The sequence below is a fragment of the Bradyrhizobium sp. LMTR 3 genome (assembly GCF_001693485.1).
In the GTDB taxonomy this organism is placed as follows: domain Bacteria; phylum Pseudomonadota; class Alphaproteobacteria; order Rhizobiales; family Xanthobacteraceae; genus Bradyrhizobium.
In genome coordinates this window covers 16,679-30,432 of sequence record NZ_MAXC01000016.1, presented here as the reverse complement: position 1 = coordinate 30,432, position 13,754 = coordinate 16,679, and the positions used below count along the sequence as shown (strand labels likewise).

The 13,754-nt window shown below is 62.9% G+C and carries 13 protein-coding genes; 3 read left to right on the top strand and 10 right to left on the bottom strand.

Going from position 1 to position 13,754, the window contains the following annotated elements; genetic code table 11:
- Window positions 1–34: 34 nt before the first annotated feature.
- The 4 genes from LMTR3_RS15510 to LMTR3_RS15495 all read right to left on the bottom strand — a co-directional run bounded on the left by LMTR3_RS15510 (window position 35) and on the right by LMTR3_RS15495 (window position 4,681).
- Window positions 35–1,108: a carboxylesterase family protein gene (locus LMTR3_RS15510; protein WP_065745958.1), complete on the bottom strand. Its 1,074-nt coding sequence runs from the start codon at window positions 1,106–1,108 to the stop codon at window positions 35–37.
- Between the two features lie 59 nt (window positions 1,109–1,167).
- Window positions 1,168–2,139: a S1C family serine protease gene (locus tag LMTR3_RS15505; RefSeq protein ID WP_065745957.1), complete on the bottom strand. Its 972-nt coding sequence runs from the start codon at window positions 2,137–2,139 to the stop codon at window positions 1,168–1,170.
- A gap of 160 nt (window positions 2,140–2,299) precedes the next feature.
- A complete protein-coding gene (locus LMTR3_RS15500) occupies window positions 2,300–3,817 on the bottom strand; it encodes an AMP-binding protein (protein ID WP_065745956.1) in 1,518 nt (505 codons plus the stop codon).
- A 129-nt stretch (window positions 3,818–3,946) separates the two neighbouring features.
- A complete protein-coding gene (locus tag LMTR3_RS15495; RefSeq protein ID WP_065745955.1) occupies window positions 3,947–4,681 on the bottom strand; it encodes a Fic/DOC family protein in 735 nt (244 codons plus the stop codon).
- A gap of 32 nt (window positions 4,682–4,713) precedes the next feature.
- Here LMTR3_RS15495 and LMTR3_RS38560 point away from each other — a divergent pair, with 32 nt between their 5' ends.
- Window positions 4,714–5,013, top strand: coding sequence for a hypothetical protein (locus LMTR3_RS38560; RefSeq protein WP_065745954.1), 300 nt, complete (start codon window positions 4,714–4,716; stop codon window positions 5,011–5,013).
- A 94-nt stretch (window positions 5,014–5,107) separates the two neighbouring features.
- Here LMTR3_RS38560 and LMTR3_RS15485 read toward each other — a convergent pair whose 3' ends face one another.
- Both LMTR3_RS15485 and LMTR3_RS15480 read right to left on the bottom strand, forming a co-directional pair.
- Window positions 5,108–5,665, bottom strand: coding sequence for an HNH endonuclease (locus tag LMTR3_RS15485; RefSeq protein ID WP_065745953.1), 558 nt, complete (start codon window positions 5,663–5,665; stop codon window positions 5,108–5,110).
- A gap of 390 nt (window positions 5,666–6,055) precedes the next feature.
- On the bottom strand, window positions 6,056–6,481 hold the full coding sequence (locus LMTR3_RS15480; RefSeq protein ID WP_065745952.1) for a YybH family protein: 426 nt from the start codon (window positions 6,479–6,481) through the stop codon (window positions 6,056–6,058).
- 199 nt (window positions 6,482–6,680) lie between these two features.
- Between LMTR3_RS15480 and LMTR3_RS15475 the strand changes: the two genes are divergently transcribed.
- Window positions 6,681–7,604, top strand: a complete 924-nt coding sequence (locus LMTR3_RS15475; protein WP_065745951.1) for a LysR family transcriptional regulator — start codon at window positions 6,681–6,683, stop codon at window positions 7,602–7,604.
- A gap of 36 nt (window positions 7,605–7,640) precedes the next feature.
- Here LMTR3_RS15475 and LMTR3_RS15470 read toward each other — a convergent pair whose 3' ends face one another.
- The 3 genes from LMTR3_RS15470 to LMTR3_RS15460 form a co-directional block, all read right to left on the bottom strand.
- Window positions 7,641–8,609 (bottom strand): peptidyl-alpha-hydroxyglycine alpha-amidating lyase family protein, encoded by a 969-nt coding sequence (locus LMTR3_RS15470; protein WP_065745950.1) that lies wholly within the window; start codon window positions 8,607–8,609, stop codon window positions 7,641–7,643.
- A gap of 94 nt (window positions 8,610–8,703) precedes the next feature.
- The gene (locus tag LMTR3_RS15465) at window positions 8,704–9,369 is read right to left on the bottom strand and encodes a response regulator (protein WP_065745949.1); all 666 of its coding nucleotides are present in this window, start codon (window positions 9,367–9,369) and stop codon (window positions 8,704–8,706) included.
- A 2-nt stretch (window positions 9,370–9,371) separates the two neighbouring features.
- On the bottom strand, window positions 9,372–10,775 hold the full coding sequence (locus tag LMTR3_RS15460; RefSeq protein WP_065745948.1) for a sensor histidine kinase: 1,404 nt from the start codon (window positions 10,773–10,775) through the stop codon (window positions 9,372–9,374).
- A gap of 167 nt (window positions 10,776–10,942) precedes the next feature.
- On the opposite strand from LMTR3_RS15460, the gene LMTR3_RS37615 reads away from it, so the two are divergent.
- Window positions 10,943–11,932, top strand: coding sequence for a DUF2380 domain-containing protein (locus LMTR3_RS37615; protein WP_065745947.1), 990 nt, complete (start codon window positions 10,943–10,945; stop codon window positions 11,930–11,932).
- On the opposite strand, the gene LMTR3_RS15450 is transcribed toward LMTR3_RS37615, so the two are convergent.
- Window positions 11,892–13,658, bottom strand: coding sequence for a flavin-containing monooxygenase (locus LMTR3_RS15450; protein ID WP_065745946.1), 1,767 nt, complete (start codon window positions 13,656–13,658; stop codon window positions 11,892–11,894). The two genes, LMTR3_RS37615 and LMTR3_RS15450, sit on opposite strands and share 41 nt — an antisense overlap.
- Window positions 13,659–13,754: the final 96 nt, after the last annotated feature.

Here is a 13,754-nt window from a genome sequence, read left to right as displayed (position 1 = left end):
TCAGGCCGCAGCAGCGAATTGGAGGCAGGCGTGGTCAGGCCTGGCCGTTCAGCCATTGCAATATCTCCGCATTCATCTCGCGCGGATAGGCGTGGCTGAGATCGTCGAGCTCGCGATAGATGACGTTGGCACCAGCGGCCGACAGCGCTTGGGCTGTCTGCCGCGCCACCTGTACAGGAAACATCCAGTCGAGCCGGCCGTGCACGATGTGAATGGGCAGGCCACGCAGCCTGTCGGCATCGGCCATTTCGGCCATCAGCGGATGAAAGGTTGCCGAGACCGGCGCGAGGTGAGTGAAGGGCGAGGCGCTCTCGAATCCCGTGACATAGCAGAACGTGCCGCCGTCGCTCATCCCGGTCAGCAGCATCCGCCTGGGATCGACGTTCCAACGTGAGCGTACGGCGTCCATGATGCGCATCAAATTCGGCGTATCGGTATCGTCGCCCATCAGTGCCCAGGTCGAGCCGGTCGCGGTCGGGGCGACCAGGATCGCGCCGCGGCTACGGGCGTCGCGCAGCCAGCTCCACAGAAAACCGCGGCCATTGCCGCTGCCGCCATGCAGCGCCATCACCAGCGGAAGCGCGCGGTCGGGGTTGTAGTATTCCGGCACGTAGGCGGAGAAGCCGCCGCGGCTGCCCGACTCGTTGTGATCGTGAAAGATGCCCGTATTGGCATTGGCCGGCGCCGCCAGCCGCGCCGCGAGACCGCTGTCGTCGCGCAGCGACGGGTCGACGAAGAACTCGCTCACCGGCGGCAATTTTGTAGCCAGCGCATATAGCGCCTCCTGCGCACGCGGAGCGTAGCGAAGTGCGCGAAACACGCTGACGAGATCGCCATTGCCATTTTGCACGACGCGCAGAGCAGCGAACGCGGCGAGTGCCGCATCGCTCGCCGCGTCGAGGGAGGTCTTGATATCTGCGAACTCCGCCGGCCATTCTGCGAGCTTCGAGCGGACTGCGCGCAAGTCCTCGTCAGGCTGGCCTGCGGCCTCCATCACGCGATCGAAATCAGGCGGGTTCAAATAGCGCGCGACAAAGCCGAGGCCTTCGAGCGACTGCAGCAGCGGCGGCAGCACGGCCACGATGTCGTCCACCACGGCCTCGCTCATCACGCCATCCCTTCAATGAGCCTCAATCTGGTGAAGTCTTGATCTAGTGAAGTCTTCATTTAGTGAAGTCTTGGCGCCTTCAATAGCTTGGCGCGGTCGGTCGAGGCCAGCACCACGTCGAAGGTGAGGCCCTCGTGGTAGACCGTGAGCGGTACGTCGACGCCGGCACTGCCGAGCGACCAGAGCTTGCGGTAGAAGCCGGTCTGGCTGGTGATCTTGTCGCCATTGACAGCGAGAATGACGTCGCCGGTCTTCAGCTCGGCGAGCGCCGCGGGTCCCTTGCCGGCGATACCGACCACCACGACGCGGTTGTCGATTTCGGTGGTGAACATGCCGAGCCACGGCCGCGCCGGCTTGTTGGCGCGGCCGAATTTCCTGATGTCGTCGAGTACCGGCTTCAACAGGTCGATCGGCACGATCATGTTGACGTGCTCGGCCTTGCCCTCGCGCTCGCGTTCGAGCTGCAGCGAGCCAATGCCGATCAGTTCGCCGCGGCTCGAAATCAGCCCGGTGCCGCCCCAATTGGGATGCGCGGGATGGGTGAAGATCGCCTCATCCAGCAGATATTCCCAATAGCCCGCGAATTCCTGTTTTGCCACGATCTGGCTGGCGACCGAGCGCGTGCGCCCGCCGGCGCCGCCGACCACGACGCGGTCGCCGATCGCAGCAGTGGCAGAAGAACCGAGCGGCAGCGGATCGAGGTCGAGGTCGCCGAGCGCTTGCACCAGGCCGAAGCCGGACTCGAAATCGAAGCCGAGCGCGTGGCCTTCCACCACGCGGCCGTCGCTACGGTGCAGCCAGACGGCCTCCGCCTCGGTGATGAGGTAGCCGATCGTCAGCACCAGCCCGTCATCGATCACGACGCCATTGCCGGCGCGTTCGGTGCCGAGCGTCTCGGCGCTGAACGCATCGGGTGGAATGATCGAATGCAGCCCGACCACCGACGACAGCGCTTTGTCGAGGTCGAAGGCGTAATCGCCCGGGCGCGGCTGGTTTGCGGGCGGCACTCTCCATTCGGTCAAAGAAGGCATGGATGGTCTCCTGGCGAACCGGCGCGCGTTTCGGACGAAAGCGCGGGAAATTCATCACAATCTATGCTGCAAACGGCCGTCTTGAAAGTGTCCCCCCAAATGGGCCGGCATGCGACTCATAAGGGGGCAGATTCACAATTGTTCCAGGGGCAGTTAAGGATCATTCCACATTTGCCCGCGCGCGGGCCGGCATGATCCGGAATTCGCGGTTCTCCTTCAACCAGCCGGCGCGTTCGTCGCGCAGCAACGTGCGGCGAACCTTGCCGGAATCGTCGCGCGGGCCGACATCGACGGCCTCGAAACTTTCCGGGTGCTTGTAGCGGCTGAGGCGGTCGGCCAGGAACGCAGCCATGCCGTCGGCGAGAGCCTTCGCGTCAGTGCCCCGGTCGAGTTCGAGAATAGCGTGCACGCGCTGCCCGAATTCGGGATCGGGCAGGCCGACGACGACGCAGGAGCGCACATCGGGATGCGCCGATACCGCAGCCTCGACTTCGGCCGGATAGATGTTGGCGCCGCCACGCAGGATCATGTCGGCGACCCGGTCGCCGAGATAGAGATAACCTTCCGCGTCGAGCCGGCCGATATCGCCGAGCGATTCCCAGCCGTCAGGCCGGCGCTTCGGCTCGGCGCCGAGATAGTGATAGGTGGAGCCCGGGCCGTCATTGGGCAGGAAATAGATCTCGCCGGTCTCGCCCGGCGCTACATCGTTGCCGTCCTCGCCGATGATCCTTAAGCGGCAGGTGTCGCCGATCTTGCCGACCGAGCCCTTGTGCGCCAGCCATTCGGTGCCGGAGATGATCGTGGCGCCCTGTCGCTCGGTGCCCCCATAGAGTTCGTAGATGCGCTCCGGCCCGAGCCACTCGATCCACTTCTCCTTCAGCCATGGCGGCATCGGAGCGGCCATGTGAAACACGATCTGCAGGCTGGACAGGTCGTAGGCGCTACGCACCCCGTCCGGCAAAGCCCAGATGCGATGCATCATGGTCGGCACGAAATTCACCCACTGTACGCGGTTCTTCTCGATCAGCCGCAGCGTCTCCTCAGCGTCGAACTTGACGAGACCGGTGACGCGACCGCCGTTGAACAGCGCGGTGTGGGATACGATGAACGGCGCGTTGTGGTAGAGTGGACCGGGATTGAGCAGCGACGCATCTTGCGGAATGCCGAGCGCGGAGGGCGCCGTCGTCTCCACCACCGCCGGCATGTGATCGAGGATCACCTTGGGCCGCCCAGTTGAGCCGCCACTGGTCATCGCCTTCCAGTAACGTGCTACCGGATTGGTTACCGGCTCGTCCGAAAAACCTTCGGGGACGAAGTCGGCGGGCAGCGAATTCGGCGCATTCCAGTCCGCCTGGCCGCCGACCACTAGCGACGGCTTGAGAATGTCGAGTACGGCTGCGGCTTCGCCGCGCGGCAGCCGCCAGGTCAGCGACGTCGGCGTCGCGCCGCATTTCCACACCGCAAAGGTGGTTTCGAAAAACACGTTGCTGTTGGGCAGCCCGATTGCGACGAAATCGCCTGATTTGACGCCCTTGGCGGCGAAGGCCCGTGCGCGGCGGTTGGCGTTGCGCTCGAGCTGTGCCCAGGTAATGGCATCAGTCCCATGACTGACCGCGATGGTGTCCTTCGACTTTCGTTCGGCATACCAGCGTGGCACGTCGGCGATGGGAATGAGCATGGGGCGTTTCCGTTTACTGAGGCGGGTCGATACCGCTCTTGATGGCAAACGGGATTAAACTTGTCTTTGCTCGTCCGATCAATTGATTTGGTAATAGCTTGCCCGACGGTACTCGGTCTGCCGTGGCGTTCAATCGTTCTGTCGTCGTTTGATGAGCATCGCCTCGTATTGCTTCTTGACTTCAGGAGTAGCGATGTCTCCCACAACTTCGTTCTCGTCGCCTGCAGGATCGCGGCCATCAAGACCGGGGGCCTTAACGATTTGCGCGGTAAGGTTATCGAGGGTGATAGGGGCGCGAACGAACTGTCTCAGATAGTTGTCGAGGTGACCTTTGGAGGGCCTCCGAATTTCCTTCGTGAGCGCACTTAGATAAGCCTCCTTATCCGTCGCCGACCAGTCTATGCTGAAGCCAGCGCGCTGAGCTATCACAGAGAAGAGAGTAACGATCGTGCGGCCGTTGCCATCGAGGAATGGATGGCCAAATGCAAGGTATCCCAATATCTCGCCGGGATACGCACGCAGATAATCTTTATCCTGCCCCTTCCGCAGTGCGTACTCGATAGCAGGACGAATCTCGGCCGGATTGGCGAAGATGACGGATCCTTTACGCACGGTGAGGTTAGGTGCGGTAATGAGCCGATCCTGTCCGGCCCATGGATAGATGGCATTGAAGAGGATGCCGTGTGTCTCCAGCACGTTGGCATAGGAAAGCTTGTTGGATTTTCGGAGGGCAGCGAAGGCGGCGTCTAACCCGGTCGTGAAGGACGTGTGTTCGAGCCTCTTGACAATGTCGAGGTCCTTTTCCTTCGCGACGTTGCGCAGATATCCCTCCGTCGCAAGGTCACCGAACGGGTCGAAGCTCACCGTTTGGCTTCACGCAGATATCGAGCCTGAAGATGGACAAGCTCCGGGCGGCTGAGATGGCCCGCGCGCTGCAAGCCGAGGAGCAGGCATTCTACTTCGTCGAGGCGTACATCATCTGCAGCAAGACGCGTTACGTCTTGCGCGAAGACGTCGAGCTTGGTTGGGACGAAGACTACCCGGTGCCGAGACGCAAGGTCGCGAATATAGGCTTCGGTAGAAGTGATTGTTCGAGGCTGCGCCGACATCATGTTTCCTCTGGGAAAGAATATAGCATTCCGTTCCCTGAAAATCCATTAAAGCTGCGCAGAAAGCCGCTGGCGGCAATCCCTTAACCGGTTGCATTTTCTAACTTATCTCGGCCGGATTGGGTTCAACGACGGTGTGACCTCGTCGCGCTGTGACGATCCACTTTGAGACGCCCGTATCCTACGGATCGAGCTCGGTGTCCCAGTATAAATAATCCAGCCAGCTATCGTGCAGATAGTTCGGCGGAAATAACCGCCCGTTGCGATGCAGTTGATGCACCGTCGGCGCGAACGGGTGTTGCCGCGGAAACATCTTTGCCTGCTGCGGGGTCAGATTGCCCTTGCGCAAGTTACATGGCGAACAGGCCGCGACGACGTTCTCCCAGGTGGTCTGGCCGCCCTTGCTGCGCGGGATGATGTGATCGAAGGTCAGGTCGTCATGCGCGTTGCAGTACTGGCAGACGAAGCGGTCGCGCAGGAAGACGTTGAAGCGGGTGAAGGCGGGATGCGTGGTCGGCTTGACGAAGGATTTGAGCGACACCACGCTCGGAAGCTGCATCTCGAAGCTCGGGCTGTGTACCGCGCGATCGTAATGCTCGACGATGTTGACGCGGTCGAGGAACACCGCCTTGATCGCGTCCTGCCACGACCAGAGAGACAGCGGGTAGTAGCTCAGCGGCCGGAAATCCGCGTTCAGCACCAGTACCGGCCAACCGCCCTGCGAGACATGTGCGTTCAAGTAACGCTCCTGACCCCCATGTTAGCTGCGAAGCAGCATGCGCCCTGCATACTACAGGCAGCGTGACGGGATTGTGAAGAGCGTTCCGGGGCTTATCCAGCAGCGGGAACGCGTGATTCGCTGCCGTGACTCTGGAAAAAGCCCCGGTTCCTGACCTCGCCAATGCCGGACATTCGCGGTCAATCCATCGTGATAGGCCGCCCGGGCCGGGCGATTCGACGGTAGGCACGCATTTTTCGAAGACTTCAGGGGAATGGCGATGGGTCATCGTTGCGCTGGCGTCTACGGTTTGGCGGCGCTGGTCAGGATGCTCTGCAGCCCGAGCAGCGCCGCCGTACCGAAGATGGCGCCGTCTGCACCCATGCCTCCGGCGTGGGCTGTATGGCGCGACTATTCGGTGTGCGGTGGAGCTTCGACCGCCCAGCTCGGATCGGCGCCGAACGGGTGATCCATGAAGAACACCCAGGTGCCGTCGGGCATCCGGCGGTGTACCTCCATACCGTGGTGATGCACCTCGGTGCGCTTGCCGTTTTCGTCGGTGCCCTTGATCAGCCACTGCGATCGCGTCATCGCGAAGTTGCCCGAAACCGTCGTGTGATGGGTGACGACATCCATGTGCGGCTTCAATCCGACATAGGCCGCCATCGTCTTGCGGATGCCGTCGGCGCCGCGCGCGACGCTGCTGCCGCCATGGACCTCGTCGACCTGAACGATCGAGGCGTCGGGGTGGTACATCGCTGCCGCGGCGTCAACGTCCTGCGCATTGAACGCGCGTGCCAGCCAGAGATTGCAAAGTTCGGGGGACGGAGCACCCATTTCTCGGACTCCCATGTGTTGAAGGTTGTCGATGCGAGGAGGCCGTGGCCTCACGCTCCGGTGCAAGGCCGGATCGGTGTCACCTTGAGTTCCTCACTCGCTTCCCGTTGCGGTAGGTAACGTTTGGCGCGGCGGAAAGCACGTTGGGAATACGCCAGCGTCACTTGCGTAACTGCAAGCGGCGCTTACGTCATGCGCCATGGAGGACTGGAACGAGCCCCAACTCGTGTTGGCGGTGCATCGGGCAAGCAGCCTCACCGGCGCCGCCAAAGCGCTTGACATCGATCATTCGACCGCGTTTCGGCGCCTGAATGCCCTGGAAACGCGGCTCGGCGTGCGTCTGTTCGAGCGGCTTCCCGGCGGAGCGTATCAAGCGACGCCGGCCGGCGAGCGGATGGCGGCAGCGGCCGAGCGGATGGAAGATGAGGCGCTCGCGATCGACCGCGACATTGCGGGGCGGGATCACCGTCCCTCCGGCCGCCTGCGCGTAACCTCCTCGGAGACGCTGGCATATCGGAAGCTGACCAGCCATCTCGCCGCGTTCCGGCGAACCCATCCCGGCATCGTCGTCGAGCTCGTGGTCGACAACCGCGTCCTCAATCTCTCGCGCCGCGAGGCTGATATCGCGCTTCGTCCGATGCGGCCGAAGGAGGGCGATCTCTGGGGCCGCAAGCTCGCCGACGTCGCATGGACGGTTTACGGCGCAACCGGCTATCTCAAAGAAATAGGCGGGGCCGTTTCATCGCCAGAAGATCTCGGCCGCCACGCCCTGATCGGATGGGAGGAGACCGCAGTCGGTATCATGGCGGCCGACTGGCTCAATCGAATGGTGCCGGATGATGCCTTCGTCTACCGGACCAACAGCCTCGTCAATCAGTTCATCGCTGCGAAGGCCGGCATCGGCCTTGCGCTGCTTCCTTGCTATCTCGGGGACGAGGATCGCGATCTCGCCCGCGCGCTGCCGGATGCGGTGCCGGATCTGGTTGGCGAATTGTGGGTCGTGACACATGCTGATCTGAAGAAGACGGCGCGCGTGCGTGCCTTCTTCGATATCGTTGGAGAAGGCCTCGCGCGTGAGCACAATTTATTTGATGGGCGAGGCCGTTCCGGTCGCCGACCATAGCAAGCTCCGGCACTTTGCTGTCGGGGCCGCCCTAGACTAGATCTTCTCCAGCTTCTGCAGGCAGCGCGTCAACCCGACCTCCGGCGGCATCGGCGTATCCGGAAAGCTGGTCTTCCAGTCGGTGACGCCGACCTCGCCGATATAGATGTCGCCCCTGGAATCCAGCGCGATGCCGTGGGGCGCGAGGAATTTGCCGGCCTCCGGCCCTGGGCCGTTTTCGCCGCCGAGTCGGGCGATGCGCTTGCCTTTTGAATCCACGATCGAAAGCCGTGGACCGAGATTCGGCACCTTGCGATTGACGGCCATGCCGGGGCCGAGCTCGCCGACGATGAACGTCGGCTGCTTGCCGCCGCAGCAGCACAGCGCGCACGGCCGGTGCAGATAATTCCACTGCGTCTCGTATTTGCCGTTACCGTCGAACACCTGCACGCGGTGGTTCTCGCGGTCGGCGACATAGACCCAGCCTTCGGCGTCGGAGGCGATGTTGTGAACGATATTGAACTGGCCGGGATCGGTGCCGGGCTCGCCCCAGGTCTTCAGGAGCTTACCGTCAGGCGAATATTTGTGGACGCAGGCATTGCCGTAGCCGTCGGACACATAGATTTCTCCCTTCGGCGACAGCGCGGTGTGGGTGCAACGGTGAAACGGCTCGCCGCTCATGAACGGCGCCGGCTTGTTCGGGATGCCGATGGTCAGCAGCACCTTGCCGTCTGTGGTGCACTTGCGCACGGTGTGGTCGCCGTCGTCGGTGCAATAGAGATTATCGTCGGCATCGATGTGCAGGCCATGCGCGCGGTTGAACAGGCCTTCGCCCCAGCTCTTGATGAAATTGCCCTCGCGATCCAGCACCACCATCGGATGGGCGCCGCGGTTGAAGACGTAGATGCGGTCCCTGCTGTCGACGGCGACGGAGGCGACGTCGGTCAGGCTCCAGCCGTCCGGCAGCTTCGCCCAGTTTTCGACGACGCGGTAACGGTGCTCGCCCGAGCCGAGAATGGCCGACATGCGCTTCTCCCGATCTGATATTTGTTGGCCGGGAGTGTTGCAAAGAACTGCCCGAAGCACGAGGGGGATTTGCGCATGGCACGTTTCTTCCAGATTAGCTCCCGATATCCTCCGCCGCGATGATCCGCTGGCGAAGCGCCAGGCGGACCAATTCGATGTCGGAGGCGACGCCGAGCTTGGCGCGGATCTGATAGCGCGTGTTGGCCGCGGTCTTGACGCTGATATGCAGCGTGTTTGCGATCTCATCCACGGATTTCTCCGCCAGCAGCATGCGCAGGACTTCGAATTCCCGTGGGCTCAGTGTGTCGACTGCCGAAGGCTCGTCGGCAAGCCGGTTGATGGCGAGTTCGTGGTCGATGTCGGGGCTGAGCGCGATGCGTCCGGCCATGACTTCGGTAATCGCGCGCAGCAGCGCGTCGGGCGGATTGCTTTTGGTGACAAAGCCGCGTGCGCCCGCCTTGATCGCCTGGATCGCATAGGCGGCGCTCTGGTGCATCGTGAAGACCAGGATGCGCGCCGACTTGTCCCATTGCCGGATGCGCCTGACGGCCTCGACTCCGCCAATTCCCGGCATCGACAGGTCCATGATGACGAGGTCGGGCCTGGCTTCCTTGTAGACGCGATACGCGTCGGCCCCATTGTCGGCTTCGGCGACGACTTGCAGGCGATCCTGCTTCTGCAACAGCGAGCGATAGCCCTCGCGCACAATGGCATGGTCGTCCACCAGCATCACGCGCGTACGGCCTGCAGTGTCTGCCATCTCTAAGGCTCCACCCGCATCGTGGGAATGCGCGCGACGAGCCGGGCGCCGCCCGCCTCCTGCCGCTCGAACTGCAAGGTCCCGCCGAGCGAAACCACGCGCTCTTGCATGCCGAGCAATCCCATGCCGACTTTCGGCGTCAGGCTGGCGCTGGCCGCTTCGCCGTCGTCCTCGACGGTCAGGACGATCTCGGCGTCTCCGGCCTCGAGACGCAATTGCACGCACCTAGCCTGTGCGTGCTTGGCTGCATTGGTGATTGCCTCCTGCGCGATGCGATAAAGACTGGCGCGGACACCGGGCGGCAAATCGTCGGCGTTGCCACTGACGATAATCTCGAATCGGGTGCGGCCCTTCTCAAAACCATTCCAGCTCGCAACCAGGCTTTCGAGGCTGAGGGTGAGGCCGAGTTCCTCGACATCGGGCGGCCGCAGGCGCACCAGCGCGCCGCGCAAGGTTTCCATCATATGCGCGGTCGTGCGCGAGATGCTCCGGCATTCCTCGTACAGTGGCGGGCATTGGCGCTCCGCGGTGTGGGCGGCGGCGGCAGCCTGCGCCGCGATGGCGGAAAGCGACTGGCCGAATTCGTCGTGCAGCTCGCGCGCAAGATGGCGCCGCTCCTCGTCCTGCACTTCGATCAGTTTTCGCGTCAAGGCGTTGCGCTCGGCAAGCGTTGCCTGCAGCCGCTGTGCAAGGGTGTTGAAGACGCCGGAAATTGCCGACAATTCTGCAAGGTCGAAGCGCGGCAGGCGTGCGGAAAGATCGTTTGCCGCCAGTTGCCGCAGTCCCGTGGCAATGGCCTGGGTCGGCCGCAGCGCCCGCGCCAGCACCGCATAGACCGCAACACAAAGACCTGCCAGCGCGAAAGCCATGATGGAGAGCAGCCGGCTCACCTCGCGCCAGCTCTGGCCGATCTGCGTGGCCGGGTCGAAGGTCGCGACCGCCATGCCCCGGGCGCTGTCGGCCACGAGGACCGGCATCGAGACCGGTTCACCCGGACGAAAGACGGCGCGATAGAGGGAGGCGAAGCTTTCGGGCGCAGCCATGTCGTCGGCAGGCGCTCCGCTGCAGACGCCCTGGCGAAACGCGCCGGTGTTGTCGCGGTAGGCAATGCAAAGGCCCGGCTCCATCAGCGCCGCGATTCCCTGCAAATCCGGCGTTGCGTTGATGGAGACGGAGAGCCACTGCGCCTGCGATTGCTGCAACGAGAGATCCCGGGCCACGATCTCGGCGATACGGCTCGCTTTGGCCTTCGCGGCACGGTCGCTGTCGAACAAGGCGTAGGCCGCGACGGCGATGAAGCAAACTGCCGCTAGCGCCGCGACGCGTAACGCCAGCCGCAGCTTCAGATCGATGGCGGGCACAGGCCTCGCCACGGAGTTGGATGCCTGTCGCAAGCTCCCTCCCATTGGGTTCGACTATAGAAGCAAAATTCCCCGGGAAGAAAGCGGGGCAGGACAAGATCGGGTATTTCACCCGGCCATTCCAGGGAAAGCTGCCGTTTCGGCAGGGCAGCAGATCGCGCGATATCGCGACGAGCAAGGTAGCTCCGCGTTCTCAGTTCCCGAGGTGGTCCATGCGCTACATCGCCCTTATCCTCGCTCAGGCAATCGTGCTTGCCGCGCTCGCGCCGGCTGGAGCCGCCGAAACGGCCGCGGCGCCTCCGATCAAAATCGCGGTCTTTCCGTTCGAGCTGGAGGATTTCAGTGCCGGTGCCGCCTACGTTCCCCCTGATGATATCGACCACGAGCAACTGCGGCTTTCGACGGAGGAAGCGCGCCGGCTGATCGAGGCGTCCGGGCGCTACCAACTGGTCGACGTCAGCGCTGTGAACGACCAGGCGGCGAAAGCGGGCAAGTTGCGGGATTGCGAGGGCTGCGAAGCCAGGATCGCCGCCGGACTTGACGCAGATCAGTCGATGATCGGAATCGTCACGCGCATCACCCGGACGGAATACGCGGTCACCTACAAGATTCGCGACGCCAGATCCGGGGTGATCGTCGCGGTCGCGCAGACTGACCTGCGCATGGGCGCCAATGTGGCCTGGAGCCGCGGCGCACGGTGGCTGATTCAGAACCGTCTGCTGGATCGGGCGCAGGACAAGCCGCTCATCTTCGCAGTCGCGGAAATCGAACATATTGACACCTCGGGCGAAGTCACCGATCAAAGCGCCGACCATCTGCGACGCCTGCGCGCTTTCGAAGCCTCGCTGCGTACCGATCTGGCGGCGAGCGGAAAGCTGCGAAGCGCCGACCTCGATTGTCCGGCAAACGCCTGTTCGGTCGGTGACCTCACTGCCAATCAATTGCTCGGCAAGGCGCAGGCGGCCGGCGCCGACCTTCTCCTGATCGGCAGCGTTCACAAGATGAGCACGCTCGTGCAATGGGCGAAATTCGACATCATCGATGTGAAGGCGCGGAAGGTGGTGTTCGAACGCCTCGTCAGCTTCCGCGGCGACAACGACGAAGCCTGGCGCCGCGCGGCAGCCTTCATCATCAGGCAAATCAGGGATCGCGAGACGGAACTCACGCGCCTCGCGGCAACAGCCCTTCCTCGATCGCCTTGATCTGCAGCGCCAGATGTTTTGAGCCGATGCGGCATTGCGCAAGACCGCCGGCGATGAACCACAGGCCGGGCTGGCCGGTCCGCCTGTACATGTTGCGCAGTTCCTGCTCCTCGCCAAATCCCCAGATCGTGCCGACGCGCTTCTCTACCGCCTCGCCGAACAGTTTTCGCACCAGTTCTTCCTGGCGCTTGTAGCCGGTCGCCAGCACGACGAGATCGGCGGCGATGGTCTCGCCGCTCCTCATCTTGGCGCCTGCCGCCGTGAACGTGTCGAGATCGGCAAATTGCTTCAGCACGATATCGCCTTTGACAATAAGATCGGAGCAGCCGACGTTGAAATAATAGCCGCCGCCACGGGTGAGATATTTGAACTGCCAGCCAGTATTGTCCTCGCCGAAATCGAGCTTGAAGCCGACGCTTTCGAGACCTTTGAGCAATTCCGTGTCGAGCACCTTGGATTTTTCCGCTGTCATCGCGTGGCTCTTGCGCGCCAGCTTGAGCGGCATCGAGACAGTGATCAGGTCGTTGTCCTCGAGCGTGCCTTCATTGTAAGGCGCGTAGACCAGTTGCGCCGATGGCTCGATGCTGACGACCAGCGTCGAAGAGCGCTGGAACAGCGTGACTTTTGCGCCGCTGGAATGCAGGTCCTGTGCGATGTCGTGGCCACTGTTGCCGGTGCCGATCACGATGGCGCGCTTGCCCTTCCAGTTCTCACCGTCGTCATACTGGCTGGAATGCATCACCTTGCCGGCGAAATCCTCCAATCCGGGAATATCGGGCACGCTCGGAATGCCGCTGACGCCGGTCGCCAGCACGACGTGGCGTGGATGCATGGTGCGCGTGGCTCCGTCGACGCAGCGCAGCGTCACTGTCCAGCGGCCTTCCGTCTCGTCATAGCGGCCGCCCTCGAACTCGGTCCCGGTCCAAAAATTCAGCTCCATGGCCTCGACATAGGCTTCGAACCAGTTGGCCAGCTTGTCCTTCGGAATATAGGTCGGCCAGTTCGGCGGGAACGGCATATAGGGCAGGTGATTGACCTGCACCTGGTTGTGCAGCGTCAGCGCGTGATAGCGCTTGCGCCAATTGTCGCCGATGCGCTTCTCGCGATCGACGATCAGCGTATCGACATTCAACTGCTTCAGCCGCGCGGCGATGGACAGCCCGGATTGCCCGCCTCCGATGACCAGCACGGTGGGATCATGATCCGAATATCCGGCTGAGGCCTTGCGCAGGTCGAGCCAGTTCGGCCCGCGAAAGTCCCGCGAATAGGCGTTGCCGCGCGGGCGGTTCATGCCGAGCTGTTCCTCAAAGCCCTTGAGTTCGCCGAGTTCTGTCAGCAGCGTCCAGGCCTTCAGGCGGTTGCCATCGTCCGCATCGGGGATCAGGCGGATAATGCCGCTGCCGCGCCCGACCTTGGTTTCGAATTTGAAGATCGCCTCGATGGCGTTGGTGCCCGCCCGCATCACCTTGCGCGGCGCGGCGCGATCGGGTGCGATGGCAAAGCCTGCGGGAGCCATGCGGTGAGCCAGCGGCGGAAGGGCTTCCAGAATGGCGTCGGCGCCATTCAGCGTCTGGATATTCCAGCTCAGCGCCAGCACATCGCGCCAATAGCTGTCGGGATGGAACAGCGTCTTCAACAACCCTTCGTCGGGTTTGCCGAGCGCTTCCTCGAACTGCGCAAGCCAATTGTCGGCGGCAACCGAACTGTCGTCCGTCCTGTCGAGCATGGGCGTTTCCCATCACCGGCCGTCTTCGCGGCGTTTTCCTGAGGGCGAGCCTATACCTATTCCGGACGGTGCGGAAAGGGAGGCATCGAACCAAGC